The organism is Streptomyces exfoliatus, assembly GCF_000725545.1.
Lineage (GTDB): Bacteria > Actinomycetota > Actinomycetes > Streptomycetales > Streptomycetaceae > Streptomyces > Streptomyces exfoliatus.
This window is the reverse complement of sequence record NZ_JNZP01000030.1, coordinates 1-14,925: the sequence shown is the minus strand read 5'-3', so window position 1 is coordinate 14,925 and position 14,925 is coordinate 1. Positions and strand designations below refer to the sequence as shown.

12 protein-coding genes and 1 pseudogene are annotated in these 14,925 nt (G+C 73.0%); 11 read left to right on the top strand and 2 right to left on the bottom strand.

Annotated features, from left to right (window positions below; all coding sequences use genetic code 11):
- Positions 1-4 precede the first annotated feature (4 nt).
- Complete coding sequence (locus IO20_RS0129360) at positions 5-691, bottom strand: TetR/AcrR family transcriptional regulator (protein WP_037636534.1); 687 nt, start codon at positions 689-691, stop codon at positions 5-7.
- A gap of 159 nt (positions 692-850) precedes the next feature.
- Between IO20_RS0129360 and IO20_RS0129355 the strand changes: the two genes are divergently transcribed.
- From IO20_RS0129355 to IO20_RS0129315, 10 genes and pseudogenes are all read left to right on the top strand, one after another.
- Positions 851-1,693, top strand: a complete 843-nt coding sequence (locus IO20_RS0129355) for an urea amidolyase associated protein UAAP1 (RefSeq protein WP_030555291.1) — start codon at positions 851-853, stop codon at positions 1,691-1,693.
- Positions 1,690-2,400: an urea amidolyase associated protein UAAP2 gene (locus IO20_RS0129350; RefSeq protein ID WP_078946217.1), complete on the top strand. Its 711-nt coding sequence runs from the start codon at positions 1,690-1,692 to the stop codon at positions 2,398-2,400. Before IO20_RS0129355 ends, IO20_RS0129350 begins: the two co-directional genes overlap by 4 nt.
- Positions 2,397-5,984 carry an urea carboxylase gene (gene uca, locus IO20_RS0129345; RefSeq protein ID WP_030555288.1) on the top strand — a complete coding sequence of 1,196 codons (3,588 nt, stop codon included), beginning with the start codon at positions 2,397-2,399 and terminating at the stop codon, positions 5,982-5,984. Before IO20_RS0129350 ends, uca begins: the two co-directional genes overlap by 4 nt.
- Positions 5,981-7,677: pseudogene (atzF, locus tag IO20_RS37010) on the top strand (allophanate hydrolase). Before uca ends, atzF begins: the two are co-directional and overlap by 4 nt.
- A gap of 261 nt (positions 7,678-7,938) precedes the next feature.
- On the top strand, positions 7,939-8,250 hold the full coding sequence (locus IO20_RS41640) for an alpha/beta hydrolase (protein ID WP_342668800.1): 312 nt from the start codon (positions 7,939-7,941) through the stop codon (positions 8,248-8,250).
- A complete protein-coding gene (locus tag IO20_RS41635) occupies positions 8,247-8,396 on the top strand; it encodes a hypothetical protein (RefSeq protein WP_245685094.1) in 150 nt (49 codons plus the stop codon). The genes IO20_RS41640 and IO20_RS41635 overlap by 4 nt, the downstream gene beginning before the upstream one ends.
- A gap of 107 nt (positions 8,397-8,503) precedes the next feature.
- Positions 8,504-8,959 (top strand): hypothetical protein, encoded by a 456-nt coding sequence (locus IO20_RS0129330; protein ID WP_063761447.1) that lies wholly within the window; start codon positions 8,504-8,506, stop codon positions 8,957-8,959.
- The gene (locus IO20_RS0129325) at positions 8,956-10,797 is read left to right on the top strand and encodes a GMC family oxidoreductase (RefSeq protein ID WP_030555285.1); all 1,842 of its coding nucleotides are present in this window, start codon (positions 8,956-8,958) and stop codon (positions 10,795-10,797) included. Before IO20_RS0129330 ends, IO20_RS0129325 begins: the two co-directional genes overlap by 4 nt.
- A 52-nt stretch (positions 10,798-10,849) precedes the next feature.
- Positions 10,850-11,716, top strand: a complete 867-nt coding sequence (locus IO20_RS0129320) for a hypothetical protein (protein WP_030555283.1) — start codon at positions 10,850-10,852, stop codon at positions 11,714-11,716.
- Positions 11,717-12,271: 555 nt separating this feature from the next.
- On the top strand, positions 12,272-13,195 hold the full coding sequence (locus IO20_RS0129315) for a serine hydrolase (protein WP_030555281.1): 924 nt from the start codon (positions 12,272-12,274) through the stop codon (positions 13,193-13,195).
- Here the strand turns inward: IO20_RS0129315 and IO20_RS42425 are convergent.
- Positions 13,141-13,698, bottom strand: a complete 558-nt coding sequence (locus IO20_RS42425) for an SUKH-4 family immunity protein (protein ID WP_030555280.1) — start codon at positions 13,696-13,698, stop codon at positions 13,141-13,143. The genes IO20_RS0129315 and IO20_RS42425 overlap by 55 nt on opposite strands.
- Positions 13,699-13,708: 10 nt before the next feature.
- Between IO20_RS42425 and IO20_RS39015 the strand changes: the two genes are divergently transcribed.
- Positions 13,709-14,293: a hypothetical protein gene (locus IO20_RS39015; RefSeq protein ID WP_078946215.1), complete on the top strand. Its 585-nt coding sequence runs from the start codon at positions 13,709-13,711 to the stop codon at positions 14,291-14,293.
- Positions 14,294-14,925: the final 632 nt, after the last annotated feature.

Below are 14,925 nucleotides of genomic sequence, written 5' to 3'. Positions count from 1 at the left end.
CCGGTCAGTTGCCCGCCGCGAGGAGACTCTGCCCCTCGCGGCGCAGCCGTGACACGGACCGCTGCGCCACGCCCGCCACCCGGAGCGCAGCGTCGGCGGTCGCCGTCGCGAGGGTCGACGGGTCGCGGCCGGGCTCTGCCCGCCGGATGAGGATCACGCTCTCGGTGAGACCGAAGACGAGGTCCGCGCGGAGGACCAGGTCCTCGGGGCCGAGCCCCGCTCCCGACTCCGTGGCGGCCAGCAACTCGGCGTAACAGGACTTGAGTTCCGCCCGTACCCGGTGGAAGACGGCGAAGCCCTCCGTCCGCACCTCCGGCAGCAGGTAGAGCGCCCCGAGGTTGTGCGGACCGCCGCACAACAGGGTGGCGTCGGAGTGGCACAGCGCCCACAGGCGCGCCTCCGGCGCCGCCTCCGTTCGCGCCACGAGCAGACGTGCCGTGTCGAGCGAGGGGCGAACCGTTCCTTCCAGCAGCTCCGCGAGGATCGCCTCCTTGCCGTCGAAGTAGTGGTAGAGGGACGCCTGCCGCATCCCCGCGCCCTCGGCGATGGTCCGCGTCGAGGTGGCCGTGTAGCCGCGGGTGGTGAACAGCTCGGCCGCGGCGGCCAGGACTTCCTCGCGCGGTGCGAGGCCGCTGACGGGGCGCTCCTGGGCCCGGGGGCGACCGACTCTTCTGCTGGCAGACGTACTCACTCCGCGATCCTCGCACAGGGCCGGAGCCCCCTTTCCGACGGAACCCCGGGGTGAGTTTCCGGTAACGGGACGGACATCGGCGGGCAACGGCGGGGAATCGCCCGCCACCTAATTTCTGTCGAGCGACAGAAATCAGGGATCCGGACCGGAGGTTGATCCATGGCGACACCGTCAGCGACCGCGTCGGCGTACGGCGCGCGCGACCACGCCCGCGCCCAGGAGGGCGGTGAGGTCGAGGCCATGCCGACCGTCCCCGCGAGCGACTGGCCGACGCCGCCCGTCGGCGTCGCCGCCGAGGACGTCGTGTGGGCAGAGACCGTGGCGGGCGGCGGCTACACCCACAAGGTCCTCGCCCGCGGCACCGAGCTGCGGCTTACCGACGTCACCGGCGACGCCTGCGCCCATCTGCTCCTCCACGCGGCCGGCCGCCCCTGGGAGCGGCTGAACGTCGCCGACACCGTCAAGGTGCTGTGGAACGCGTACCTCGGCGAGGGGCACCTGCTCCTCTCCGACCAGGGCCGGGTCCTCGCCTCCGTCGTCGAGGACACCTCCGGCCGGCACGACGCGCTGACCGGCACCTCCACCCTCGTACGCAACACCGCGCGGTACGGGGACGGGACCCCGCAGTCCGCCTCGCCGGCGGGGCGTGAACTGTTCAAGCTCGCCGCCCTCAAGAACGGCCTCACCCCGCGCGACCTCCCCCCGTCCGTCTCCTTCTTCCAGGGCGTACGGATCGCCGACGACGGCACCACGAGGTTCACCGGATCCGCGGGGCCCGGCACGACCGTCACGCTGCGCGCCGAACAGGACGTCACCGTCCTCGTCGCCAACGTCCCGCACCCCCTGGACCCTCGTCCGGAGTACACCTGCGGACCCCTCCAGGTACTGGCGTACCGGGCCCGCCCGACCGCCCCGGTCGACGCCCTGTGGAACGCCACCCCCGAAGCCCGCCGCGCCTTCCTCAACACCGTCGACCACCTCACCGCCCGGGGGCTCGCATGACCACCGCCGCACATCCGGGCCGCGTCGTCTCCGACGACACCGTCCCCGCCCGCGCCGCCTGGTCCGGGATCGTCCGCAAGGGCCAGCTGCTGACCGTCACCGACCTGTACGGCAACCAGGCCGCCGACTTCCTCCTCTACGACGCGCACGACACCTCCGTGCGCTACAGCACCCCCGACACCGTCCAGGCGCAGGGCGGCGTCTTCCTGACCACCGGCTCGGTGCTGCTCTCCTGCGAGCACACTCCGCTGATGACGGTCGTCGAGGACACCTGCGGACGGCACGACACCCTCGGCGGCGCCTGCTCCAAGGAGTCCAACACCCTCCGCTACGGCCACCACACCTGGTCGCAGCACGCCTGCGTGGAGAACTTCCTCGCCGAGGGCGCGCGGCACGGGCTCGGCAAGCGTGACCTGGTCTCCAACATCAACTGGTTCATGAACGTGCCGGTGGAGCAGGACGGCACCCTCGGCATCGTCGACGGCATCTCCGCCCCGGGCCTGAAGGTCGTCCTGCGCGCCGAGACGGACGTCCTCGCCCTGCTGTCCAACTGCCCCCAGATCAACAACCCCTGCAACGGATTCGACCCCACGGCCGTGCGGATGACGATCACCGAGCCCGTCACCGGTCCGATGACCGGGCCGATCACCGGGCCGATCACCGAGCCGGACGAGGGCTACGAGAGCGACGAGGACCGATCACGATGACGTTCGACACCCTGCTGGTCGCCAACCGCGGCGAGATCGCGGCCCGCGTCATCCGCACCGCCCGCGCGCTCGGCCTGCGCACCGTGGCGGTGTACTCCGATCCGGACCGCGGCACCGAGCACGTCCGGCTGGCCGACGAGGCCGTCCGGCTCGGCCCCGCACCCGCCAAGGAGTCGTATCTCGACGCCGACCTGGTCCTGCGAGCCGCCAGGGACACCGGCGCCGGCGCGATACACCCCGGTTACGGCTTCCTGTCCGAGGACGCCGGCTTCGCCCGCCGCTGCGCCGACGCCGGCATCGTCTTCGTCGGGCCCACCCCCGCACAGCTGGAGCTGTTCGGCGCCAAACACACCGCCCGGGCCGCCGCCGAGGCAGCCGGTGTGCCGCTCGCCCCCGGCACCGGGCTCCTCCCCGACCTGGCAGCGGCCCTGGCGGCGGCCGAGGAGATCGGCTATCCGGTGATGCTCAAGGCGACCGGCGGCGGTGGCGGCATCGGCATGAGCGCCTGCCGCGACGCGGCCGGCCTCGCCGACGCCTGGGAGCGGGTGCAGCGCGTGGCCGCGGCCTCCTTCTCTTCCGCCGGCGTCTTCCTGGAGCGCCTCGTGGAGCGGGCCCGCCACGTCGAGGTGCAGGTCTTCGGCGACGGGCTGGGCAAGGTCGTCACCCTCGGCGACCGCGACTGCTCGCTCCAGCGCCGCAACCAGAAGGTCCTGGAGGAGGCCCCCGCTCCCGGCCTCCCGGACCGGGTCCGCCGCGAACTCGCCACGGCGGCACGGGATCTGTGCGCGTCGGTGGACTACCGCTCCGCCGGGACCGTCGAGTTCGTGTACGACGCCGCCCGTGAGGAGGCGTACTTCCTGGAGGTCAACACCCGCCTTCAGGTCGAGCACCCGGTCACCGAGGCGATCTACGGCGTCGACCTCGTCGCCTGGATGCTGCGCCTCGCGCAGGGCGACACAGCGGTCGTCACCGAGCCCCCCGCCCCCACCGGCCACGCCGTCGAAGCGCGCGTCTACGCGGAGGACCCGTCCCGCGACCACCGCCCGAGCGCGGGCCTGCTGACCCGCGTCGCCTTCCCCGACGGCGTCCGGGTGGACACCTGGGTGGAGACCGGCACCGAGGTCACCACCGCCTACGACCCGATGCTCGCCAAGGTCGTCGCGCACGGCGCCGACCGTGCCGAGGCACTCGACCGGCTCGACGCGGCGCTCGCCGCGACCCGCGTCGACGGCATCGAGACCAACCTCGGTCTCGTACGCACCGCGCTCAGGGACGCCGACGTCCGCGCCGCCGCCCACTCCACCGCCTCGCTCACCACCCTCACCGACCCGACCCCGCGCATCGAGGTCGTCACGCCGGGCACCCTGACCACCGTGCAGGACTGGCCCGGACGCACCGGCTACTGGCAGGTCGGTGTACCCCCGGGCGGGCCGATGGACGACCTGTCCTTCCGGCTCGGCAACACCGCGCTCGGCAACGACGAGGGCGCGCCGGGCCTGGAGTGCACCCTCCAGGGCCCCTCCCTGAGGTTCACCCGTCCGACGACGGTCTGCGTCACCGGCGCCCCGGCCCGCGTGACGCTCGACGGCGGCCCCGTGCCGCAGTGGGAGCCGGTCACCGTGGGATCCGGGCAGACCCTCGCCGTCGGCGCGCCCGAGGAACGGGGCCTGCGCACGTACGTCCTGTTCGCGGGCGGCCTGGACGTGCCGGAGTTCCTGGGCAGCGCGGCCACCTTCACCCTGGGCCGGTTCGGCGGCCACGGCGGCCGGGCCCTGCGCGCGGGCGACGTCCTGCACGGCGGCGAGGCACGTACGGAGACCTCCGTCGTCCCCGTCGACACGCGCCCTGCCTTCACGGGCGAGTGGCGGGTCGGCGCGGTCGAAGGCCCGCATGCCGCGCCCGAGTTCTTCACCGAGGGCGACATCCGCGACTTCTACGCCGCCGGCTGGAAGGTGCACTTCAACTCGGCGCGGACCGGTGTCCGTCTGGTCGGCCCCAAGCCGCGCTGGGCGAGGACGGACGGCGGCGAGGCGGGGCTTCACCCGTCCAACATCCACGACACGCCGTACTCCGTCGGCGCCGTCGACTACACCGGCGACATGCCGGTCCTCCTCGGCCCCGACGGCCCCTCCCTCGGCGGCTTCGTCTGCCCGGCGACGGTCGTCACGGGGCAGCGCTGGAAGCTGGGCCAGCTGCGTCCCGGCGACACCGTCCGGTTCGTGCCCGTGACGACGGAGACGGCCGCCCGCCTGCGGAAGGAACCCGCCGCAGTGCCGCGCGCCGACCGCGACGCCGTCGTCGACGGCGGGATCCTCGGCGGCCTGGCGGAGACCGCCGCCCGCCCCTCTGTCACGTACCGGCGCAGCGGCGACGACAACCTCCTCGTCGAGTACGGCCCCATGCAGCTCGATCTGGCGCTGCGGATGCGCGTCCACGCCCTCGCGGAGGCCCTGGCCGAGCGCGGGCTCCCCGGGGTCGTCGATCTCACCCCGGGCATCCGCTCGCTCCAGATCCGGACGGATCCCGACGTGCTGCCGCAGCCCGAACTCCTCGACGCCGTACGGCGGATCGAGGAGACGCTCCCCGCCACCGACGAGCTGGTGGTGCCCAGCCGGATCGTGCACCTGCCGCTGTCCTGGGACGATCCGGCGACCCGCGAGGCCATCGCCCGCTATGTCGCGGGCGTGCGCGACGACGCCCCGTGGTGCCCGTCGAACATCGAGTTCATCCGTCGCGTCAACGGACTGGAGACCGCCGATGACGTGTACCGCACGGTCTTCGACGCCGAGTACCTGGTTCTGGGCCTGGGCGACGTCTACCTGGGCGCGCCCGTCGCCACTCCCCTGGACCCGCGGCACCGGCTCGTCACGACCAAGTACAACCCGGCCCGCACCTGGACCGCGGAGAACTCGGTCGGCATCGGCGGGGCGTACCTGTGCGTCTACGGCATGGAGGGCCCCGGCGGGTACCAGTTCGTCGGCCGCACCACGCAGGTGTGGTCGGGCTGGCAGCAGCGCGGCGCCTTCGAGCCGGGCAGACCGTGGCTGATGCGCTTCTTCGACCGGATCAGGTGGTACCCGGTCGGCGCCGACGAACTCCTGGAGCTGCGCGCAGACATCACCTCCGGCCGCTTCGTACCGAAGACCGAGGAGGGCACCTTCTCGCTCGCCGCGTACCAGGCCTTCCTCTCCGAGAACGCCGCGTCGATCGCGGCCTTCCGGGACCGGCAGAGCACGGCCTTCGGCGCCGAGCGCGACGCCTGGGAGGCGGCCGGCGAGTTCGCCCGCGCCGAGGCGGCCTCCGAGGTCGCCCCGCCCGCCGCCGACATCGAGGTGCCCGAAGGCGGCCGACTGGTCGAGGCCGAGTTCACGGCCTGCGTCTGGCAGGTGAACGTCGAGGCAGGCGACCGGGTGTCGGCCGGTCAGCAGCTGGTCGCCCTCGAGGCGATGAAGATGGAGGCGCCGGTACCGGCCCCCGCCGACGGGATCGTCGCGGAGGTCCTGGTCAAACCGGGCAGCCAGGTGGAGGCGGGCACCGCACTCGTCGTCCTCGCTCCCGTCGCGGCCGTGGAGGTGGCGGCGTGAGCACCGCGGTGGAACGGGTACGGGCCGCCTACGCCCGCATCGCGCGGGTGGACCGGCCGGAGGTGTGGATCGATCTGCGCCCCCGAGCGGTCGCGGAGGCGGACGCCGCCGCGGTCGACGCGCGCACCGCCGCGGGCGAACGGCTGCCGCTGGCCGGGACGGTGTTCGCGGTCAAGGGCAACATCGACGTGGCCGGGCTCCCGACCACCGCGGGCTGCCCCTCGTACGCGTACCGGCCGGAGGCGGACGCCCCTGCGGTGGCGCGCCTGCGGGCGGCGGGCGCCGTGGCGCTCGGCACGACGAACCTCGACCAGTTCGCGACCGGCCTGGTCGGCACGCGCAGCCGTACGGCGCGGTCCGGGGCGCCGTCGACCCGGCGTACGTCGCGGGCGGCTCCTCCTCCGGCTCGGCCGTCGCGGTCGCCCTCGGCATCGTGGACTTCGCCCTCGGCACGGACACCGCGGGCTCGGGCCGGGTCCCGGCGGCCTTCAACGGCATCGTCGGGCTCAAGCCGACCCGCGGCCTGGTCCCGACGGAAGGCGTCGTCCCGGCCTGCGCCTCGCTGGACTGCGTCACGGTCTTCGCCCGTACGCTCCCTGAGGCCGAGCGCGCCCTGTCCTTCATGGCGGTGCCACCGGCGCGCGGGCTGCCCCCACTGGACCAGCGCCGCCCGGGCCCGTGGCGCGTCGCCGTCCCCGCGCGCGAGCAGCTCGGCGAGCTGGACGCGGGCTGGGCGGAGGCGTTCGACACGGCGGCGGCCCGGCTCGCGGACGCGGGCGCGGCACTCCAGCCGGTGGACCTGGCGCCGTTCACCGAGGCAGCCGCCCTGTTGTACGAGGGCGCGTTCGTCGCCGAGCGCCACACGGCCGTGGGCGCCTTCGTCGACGCACACGCGGGTACGGCGGACCTCGATCCCACGGTGGCCGGGATCATCTCCGGGGCACGGGACATCCCCGCCCACCGGCTCTTCGCGGACCAGGAGCGGCTCGCGCACCTGCGCACCACGGCCATGGCTTCGCTGGGCGACGCGGACGCGCTGCTGCTCCCGACGACACCCGGGCATCCGACCCTCGCGGAGGTCGCGGCCGACCCGCTGGGCGCCAACGCCCGGCTCGGGCGCTTCACCAACTCCACGAACCTGTTCGACCTGGCGGCGGTCGCCGTCCCCGCGGGCGAGGTGAACGGGCTGCCGTTCGGCGTCATGCTGATCGGCCCGGCGTTCACCGACGAACGGCTCGCCCGCGTCGCCGGCCTGCTCACCACCGCGCCCCTGCCCCTCGCCGTGGTCGGCGCCCACCTCTCCGGGCAACCGCTGAACGGTCAACTGCTCTCCCTGGGCGGCCGGTTCGAACGCGCCACGACGACTGCGGCCGCCTACCGGTTGTACGCCCTGGACACGACGCCTCCCAAACCCGGTCTGGTCCGGACGCGCGAGGGCGGCGCCGCCATCGAGGCCGAGGTGTGGCGACTGCCCGTCGAGGGGCTCGGCGCGCTCCTGGCGGCCCTCCCCCGCCCGATGACCCTCGGCACGGTGGAACTCGCCGACGGAACCTTCGTGACCGGCTTCCTCTGCGAGCCCGAGGCGCTGTCGGACGCCCGCGAGATCACCGCGTACGGCGGCTGGCGCGCGGCCCTCTCCGCCCGCTCGCGCGCGGAGGACGGTGGAGACGCGGACCGCGGGTCGCACGGGTAGGCGCCGGCACACGTCGGGGCGCGATGCGCCGATCAGGCACGCGTACGTCGGCGCTCGACGACCCGGGAGGAAAGCCGATCACCCTCCTGGCCGCCGCCGCGGTCCCCGGCTTCTGGGTCGGAGCCGCCCACTGGGCGAAGGTCATCGTCGAACTCGACAAGCGTGGCTACGACAAGATCCGCGCCGTCGAGAACCTCCTCACCTCGCTCGCCGACGACGCGGAGCGCACCCGCAAGATGCTCCAGCTAGGGCGACGGCCCCATCGTCCTCGTCGGCCACTCCTACGGCGGCGCCGCCATCACCGAGGCAGGCGACCTGCCGAACGTGAAGGCCCTCGTCCACATCGCCGCCTTCGCGCCCGACGCGGGCGAGAGCCCCGGCCGGATCAGCCAGGAACACCCACCCACCGCCTTCGAGAACATCGCCCCCGACTCCGACGGCTACCTCTGGGTCAAACAGGACAAGTTCCACGAGAGCTTCGCCCAGGACCCTCCACCTTCGGCGACAGCGTCACCGCGCCGGCCTGGCGCGACGAGCCCGTCTGGTACCAGGTCTCCACCCGGGACCGCATGATCCACCCCGACAACGGGCGTCGCATGGCCCAGCGCATGAACCCGCGCAAGACCATCGAACTCGACGCCTCCCACGCCTCACTGGCCTCACAGCCCCAGGCCGTCGTCGACCTCATCGAAGAGGCCGCGAACGCCACCGGCGCCTGACCTCTCGGCGCCGCGAGCATGTACCAGTAGGGCGGCCCAGCGCCGGAATCAAGCCCTTCCGCGTGCGCGGGGCATGGACCGGCGGGCACGCGGGCACCGATGCCCGCGTGCCCATCACAGACGAGACACATCAGTTCACCGCCCTGTCGGTACGGCTGACCGGCTTCGACGGCGCGACCCTGGAGGCCACCGGCCTGACCGACACGTACCGGTCGGTCGCCGAGGAGCAGCTCGGCGCGGAGCGGTTCGCACGGCTGCTGCGGGAGCGGCGGGAACCGGACGACACCCTCGACGACGAGCTGAGGAAGGCTGCCCGGGAACTGACGTACCTCTGGTACACGGGCAGTTGGCCGGGCTCCCCTCCGATCACGGTGTCTCCGCATGCCTACGCCGAGGCACTGGTGTGGAAGGCGGCCGGCCTCAAGGCCCCGGCCACGGATCCCGGAGGGTACGGAAGCTGGGCCGTGGCCCGCGACCGGTCAGGGCCGGGCGACGCAATCGACGCAATCGACGGGCTGGACGGGCTCGCGGGCAGCGAAGGGCTCGGGGGGCGCGGCCGGTGACGCGGTACGACGTGGTCGTCGTCGGCGCCGGCGTCGCGGGCTCGATCGTCGCGCAGCGGCTCGGCCGGCACGGCCGGCGGGTCCTGGTCCTGGAGGCGGGCGCGGCGGGCCGTGACTCCCGCGAACCGGCCGACACCGCGGACCCCGACGCCCGCGAACCGGCCGCCGCCGCGCGCCCGGGACCCCGAACGCCCTCCGCCGAGATCCCGGCCTTCCCCTCCCGGACCCATCCGGCGGCCGCGTGGCCGGAGGTGACGGACCTCGTCGGCACGGACGGGAGTCCCGGCTTCCAGGTGTCCGGCCACCTGCGGCAGGACGGCCCGCTCCCGTACGCCAGCGGATACGTCCGCGCCAACGGCGGCACCGGCAACGTCTGGACCGGCCTCGCGCCGCGCATGCTCCCGGAGGACTTCGACACCGAGTCGCTCGGGTACGGCCGGCGTTGGCCGCTGACCTACGACGAACTGGAACCCCACTACGCGGAGGCAGAAGCGGAGTTGGGGGTGGCGGCCGACGTCGACGAACAGCGCGAGCACGTCGGGCTGACCTTTCCCGACGGCTACGTGTTCCCGATGCGGCCCCTGCCCGCCGCCCGTCTGGACAGCGTCCTCGCCGCCCGTCTCGACGGGCGGAGCGTCAAGGACCCCGTCGCCCTGAGCGAGGTCGAGCTGCGGGTGGTCGGCACGCCGCACGCGCGCAACGGCGTCCCCGACCCCCGGTACGACGGCGGCCGGGGGTACGTTCCGCTCGGGCGGGACGGGCGGCCGGACCCGGACAGCCGGTGCGTGGGCAACGCGAGCTGCATCCCGCACTGCCCCTCGTACGCGAAGTACACCCCGCTCAAGACCCAGGGCCGCTGGAGCACGGCCGTCACGCTGCGGGACCGGTCCGTGGTGAGCCGTGTCCTCGTCGACGGGCGGGGACGCGCCACAGGCGTGGAGTACCGCTCGTACGACGGAGTCGTGTCGGTCGCGCACGCCGATGTCGTCGTGCTCGCCGCACACGCCGTGGAGAACGCCCGGCTGCTGCTCCTCTCCGGGCTCGCCGACCGCAGCGGCCAGGTGGGCCGCAACCTGATGGACCATCCGGTGCTGCTGACCTGGGGCCTGCTGCCCGAGGACGCCGGGCCGTACCGCGGCCCGGGCTCGGTCTCCGGCCTCGAAGGCTTCCGCACCGGCGCGGCCCGCCGGTCACGGGCGCCGTTCCGCGTCGAGTTCGGGGCGTGGGGCTGGATCTGGGCGAAGGGTCCCGTCGGCACGGACGTGGATTACTTCCTCACCGAGCGGGGCCTTTTCGGAGCGGAGTTGAGGCAGGCGGTAGGGGACCGGATCCGCCGCCAGTTCACCCTCCAGTTCGAGATGGAGCAGGGTGCCGATCCCGCGAACCGGGTCACGCTCCATCCGAGCGAACGTGACGCGCTGGGCCTTCCCCTTCCGCTCGTCACCTACGACCTCGACGAGCACGTGAAGAAGGGGATGGCGACCGCCCGCGCGGTCTCGGACCAGATCTTCGCGATGCTCGGCGCCGAGGACCACACGGACTACTCGCCGGCGGCGGCCTGGCCGGGCCGCTTCGAGCACCACGGCCGCACGTACGGCTACCGCGGCGCCGGCCACGCCGCCGGCACCCACATCATGGGTGACTCGCCCGCCACGTCGGTGGTGGACGCCTGGCAGCGCTGCTGGGACCACCCGGGCCTCTACGCGGTCGGCTGCGGAAGCATGCCCTCGGTGGCCACCTCCAACCCGACCCTGACGATGGCCGCGCTCGCCCTGCGCAGCGCCGAGCGGATCGAGGCGGACCTGACGGCCCGGGACCGCCCGGCATCCCTGGCGTAACCCCGGCATCACCCGCGATCAGCAGGACACCACCGTCCCGAGGAGACTCGACATGACCGCACACCTGCCCCTGCCCCCCGTACCCGACCCCTTCCGACTCCCCTTTCATTACGGGGCGTTGCACCAGGTCGGAGTCGACTGGCTGGTGGACCCCGATCCGGTCCGCGCACTGCTCGCCAAGCAGCACCCGCACCTGACGGCGGCCGCGTTCGAGGACGGCCGGGCACTGGTCTCGCTCAACTACCAGCTGTACTTCGCGCAGTACGCGTTCGGCGGCGGCGTCACCCAGGAGATCGAGCTCAACATCATCGCCTTCCCCACCACCGAGGGCGACCGCCTGCCGCGACTGAGCTACGCCCAGTACGCGCAGGGCTGGGATCAGACGAAGCTGCTCGGCATCGCCCGCGTCCACGTCGTGTGCGACAACCCGTTCGCCATCAGGGCCGGGCGCGAGCTCTACGCGGAACCCAAGCACCCGGGCTGGTTCGAGGCCGGACTGCCGTCCCTGAACGGGCCCGCGGGCGAGACCTGGACCGTACGGTGCAAGTCGGCCACGATCGGCCCGGACGACACCTTGGAGAAGGACCCGAGCCCGTTGCTCGACCTCACGGCGGAGCTCGACGGCCTCACCCCGGTCGCCGCCAACTCCGCCCCGATCACCGGCTACGGCACCGACCAGGAGGGGCGCCTGCTCGCCGGCCCCATGAACGTCTACCAGCCGTACCGCTGGTACGACCTGGCGGCCCCCGAACACGCCGGGCGCACGCGGCTGACGTTCCACGCCCCGGGCGGCCTCGGCGACGACCTCCGCGCTCTCCTCGACGACGAGCCACCGGCCGTGGGCGCCTGGACGTTCCAGTCTCCCCCGGTGGCCGCCCACAACCGCCCGTACTACCTGCCGACGGAGCCGCGCCTGTGACAGCGGGCTCACTCGAACATGACGGGCAGCACCAGGCCGACTCGGGCACCCCGCTCAGGGGGCCGCCCGACGGCACGGTGGTGATCACCATCAGATCCGGGTCCTGGGCGAGGATCCGCCCGTGCGGATCCTGCAGTGCGAGGCCCGGGCCCGCGCCCAGCTCCTCGGCCAACCCCCGCCGGTATTCGAGGTAGAAGCTCAGCGCCTCCGCCCCCCCCGGTCGGCGCGGTACAGGGCGAGCGCGAGCAGCCCGCTGAAGCGCTCGCTCAGCGGGCGGCGGTGGAGGATCGACCTCTATACCCGTTCAGAGGACCTGGGGGTGTCAGCAACCCCGGAAGACCATGGCGAGAGCACCGGCGCGGGTCCCTGGGGGGCTTGGAGTGACCCGGCCGCTGGCCCCAGGGCGCGCGGCCAGGCTCTTTCGCGGCGGCATCCTGCCCACGGGACGCCCGATTCCCCGGTTCCACTGAATTCGTACAACCATCCGCACGCTCAAGGAGTCATGTAAGACGAGCGCGCCATAGGCGTGTTCGTTCCACTCCCAGGGGGACCCACATGACTCGCCACATATCCTTGCGTGCCCGCGTGCTTCCGGTCGCGGCTGCCGCCGGCATGCTCGTGCCCGTCGTCGCGGGCGCGGCGCCTGCTTCCGCCGCTACCGCGCCGCAGGTCAGCTGTACGTCGGGCCAAGCCGGGCTCGCCGCCAAGCTGCAGAGGGACATCACCGCCGCCCTCGCCACGCGCACCGGTACCGTCGCCGTCGGCCTGCGCGACCGCACCACGAACACCACCTGCACCCTGCGCGCCACGTCCTCGTACGACTCGGCCAGCGTCGTGAAGGTGACCGTCCTCGCCACGCTCCTCTGGGACGCCAAGAAGACCAATCGGTATCTGACCTCCCGCGAGTCCAGCCTCGCGACCGCCATGATCACCAAGTCCGACAACGCGGCCACCACCTCCCTGTGGAACCAGCTCGGTGTCACCAAGGTGAAGGGTTTCCTGGCGGCCGCCGGCATGACGCGGACGGTACCGGGGTCCGGCGGCTACTGGGGGCTCACCCAGATCAACGTCACCGACGAGCAGCGGCTGCTCTCGCTGATCACCGCCAGGAATTCCGTCCTGAGTGACAACTCCCGCGCCTACATCCTCAAGCTCATGGGGAACGTCGTCACCTCGCAGAAATGGGGGACCCCGGCCGGCGCGCCCTCCACGGTGTCCGTGCACGTCAAGAACGGCTGGCTGCAGCGCGCCACGCGCGGCTGGCGCGTGCACAGCATCGGCACGTTCAAGGGCGGCGGCCACGACTACACCATCACCGTGCTCACCGACGGCAACAGCTCGATGAGCTACGGCGTGAACACGATCCAGGCCGTGGCCAAGGTGATCCACCGGGATCTGATCCCGACCGCGACCGCCGCGTCCCGTTACACACCGACCACCACGCCCAAGGAGGCGTACGTCGCGGTGCCCCGGGGCTGACGCCCTGATCGCGCGCGGGAACGGCTGCCGGCGATCGATCCGCCGGCAGCCGCCGCGGCATTCCGCCAGGTTCCCGTCGAAGACGGCGACCGCGTTCGCCACCAGAAGCCGTACGGGCTCGTCGGCGAGGTGCTCACCGAGGAGCGGACCGGCCGCGCGTACGCAAGTGAAGAGACGTCCTGGTGCATGGGGACGTAGAACTCCTCGCCTTCGGCAAACGAGTAGATCCGGCCGGTCTGGGAATCGAGGGCGACCGTGGCGTACTGAGGCTCCCCGAGGATCTCCCACCGCTCGGTTCCTTCGGGAAGGGCGGCGCCGTCGGCGCCGAAGGCAGCCTGGAGGGACAGCCGGCGCGCGTTCCGGTCAGGAGCACCAAGGTCAAGTTGAGTGGAGAACAGCTCGCCCGACGGCAGTCCCACGGTGGCCAAGTAGACAGGTGATGAATGCTTGCGGGCCGGGGGTGGCGGGACCTGGGAGGCCGTGGCGTACCGGCGATCCGGCATCCTACGGATCATGACCTACTGGGATCCGATACCGTCTGTCCGCGTCCTGGTGGGCGCGCCCCATCCGCTGTGGCAGGACGGGCTTGTGAGGCACGACTGGTCCGGGCCCGCGCCCGATGGCTGGGAAAACAGGGACTGGCGGAACGTCCCGGGCCCCTTCTACACGGCCGGAACCGACAACTGCTTCACCGGCAGGCAGTGCGCGCCGGAGCATGTCGCGTACGAGGACGAGTACTGCACCGAGTTCGTCTATCGTCAGCCGGTCGAGGTCGCTGGTGTGCACGAGTTGACCTGCGCCGGAGAGTGCGACCCCTTCGGGGCGTACGGAGGGGACGGCGACCGTCACTGGACCCCAGAGCTGGTCCGGGACTGGTGGAGTGAGCGCCGCAGAGCTCGGGAGTGGGCCATCAGGGTGGGGTGGGGCGAGTGGGCGACCTCCGAGCGCGAGCAGTTCCGGGACGCTGCCGCCGGGGCACGGGCGTACCTCGCCCACCTGGACCGCGGCCTTGGGGAGTACCTTCGCGACTCCATGTTCTGGCTGTTCGAAGGCCGCCCAGCGGCCCCAGGTGAGCTCCTGCCCGAGCTCGACGCGTAAGGCTCGACGCGTGGGTACGGAGGCGCAGGCCGCGCCGGTCCGGGAAACCCCGGCCCGTCTCAGGCGCCGGACCGGTAGCCGTCACGCCCAGGGCGCCCCGCGAGGTGTCGGATCCATCCCACGACGTGGCGCCGCGCTTCGCGTTCCGGGCGGGTCATCGGCCGTATGTGCCGCGACAGAGGTCGGCCGCCCCCATCGGCGCGCCGATCCGACCGGCCTCGCGGCAGAGCGACCGCATGTCGGGTGCCTGACCAGCCGAGGGCAGCTGCCGACGAGCGGCGGGCCGCTGCTCCTTCGGGGACCGAACCTTCGGCGACTGAACCTTCGGAGTCGCCCTCCTGGTGGCGCTCTTCGACGGCGGGCTCTTCCTCTTCACCTTCACCTTGGGGGCGGCGGGGCGCCCACGACGCTGCGTACGGCGGTCTGACTGGGCGGTGTCCGGATGTACACGGGGGCGCTCCGCAGGGACGGCGGCCGCGGGAGTCGCGGATTTCACGCGTTCGGGGCCGCGTGTGAGCGCGGGGCGGGGGTCGGTAGGGGTGAGTTCCTCGCGTGGGGCGGCCTGGGTGGGTTCCGGCCAGGTGGGGAGTGGGGCCGGGGGGCGGTCGGCGGCGGGCGCGAGTCCTGCGGGC

Excerpts from the sequence above, each read along its gene's own strand:
- IO20_RS0129355 (WP_030555291.1), top strand. The coding sequence starts at position 851 with ATGGCGACACCGTCAGCGACCGCGTCGGCGTACGGCGCGCGCGACCAC.
- IO20_RS0129350 (WP_078946217.1), top strand. The coding sequence starts at position 1,690 with ATGACCACCGCCGCACATCCGGGCCGCGTCGTCTCCGACGACACCGTC.
- uca (WP_030555288.1), top strand. The coding sequence starts at position 2,397 with ATGACGTTCGACACCCTGCTGGTCGCCAACCGCGGCGAGATCGCGGCC.
- IO20_RS41635 (WP_245685094.1), top strand. The coding sequence starts at position 8,247 with ATGATCCACCCCGACAACGGGCGTCGCATGGCCCAGCGCATGAACCCG.
- IO20_RS0129320 (WP_030555283.1), top strand. The coding sequence starts at position 10,850 with ATGACCGCACACCTGCCCCTGCCCCCCGTACCCGACCCCTTCCGACTC.
- IO20_RS0129315 (WP_030555281.1), top strand. The coding sequence starts at position 12,272 with ATGACTCGCCACATATCCTTGCGTGCCCGCGTGCTTCCGGTCGCGGCT.
- IO20_RS42425 (WP_030555280.1), bottom strand. The coding sequence starts at position 13,698 with ATGCCGGATCGCCGGTACGCCACGGCCTCCCAGGTCCCGCCACCCCCG.
- IO20_RS39015 (WP_078946215.1), top strand. The coding sequence starts at position 13,709 with ATGACCTACTGGGATCCGATACCGTCTGTCCGCGTCCTGGTGGGCGCG.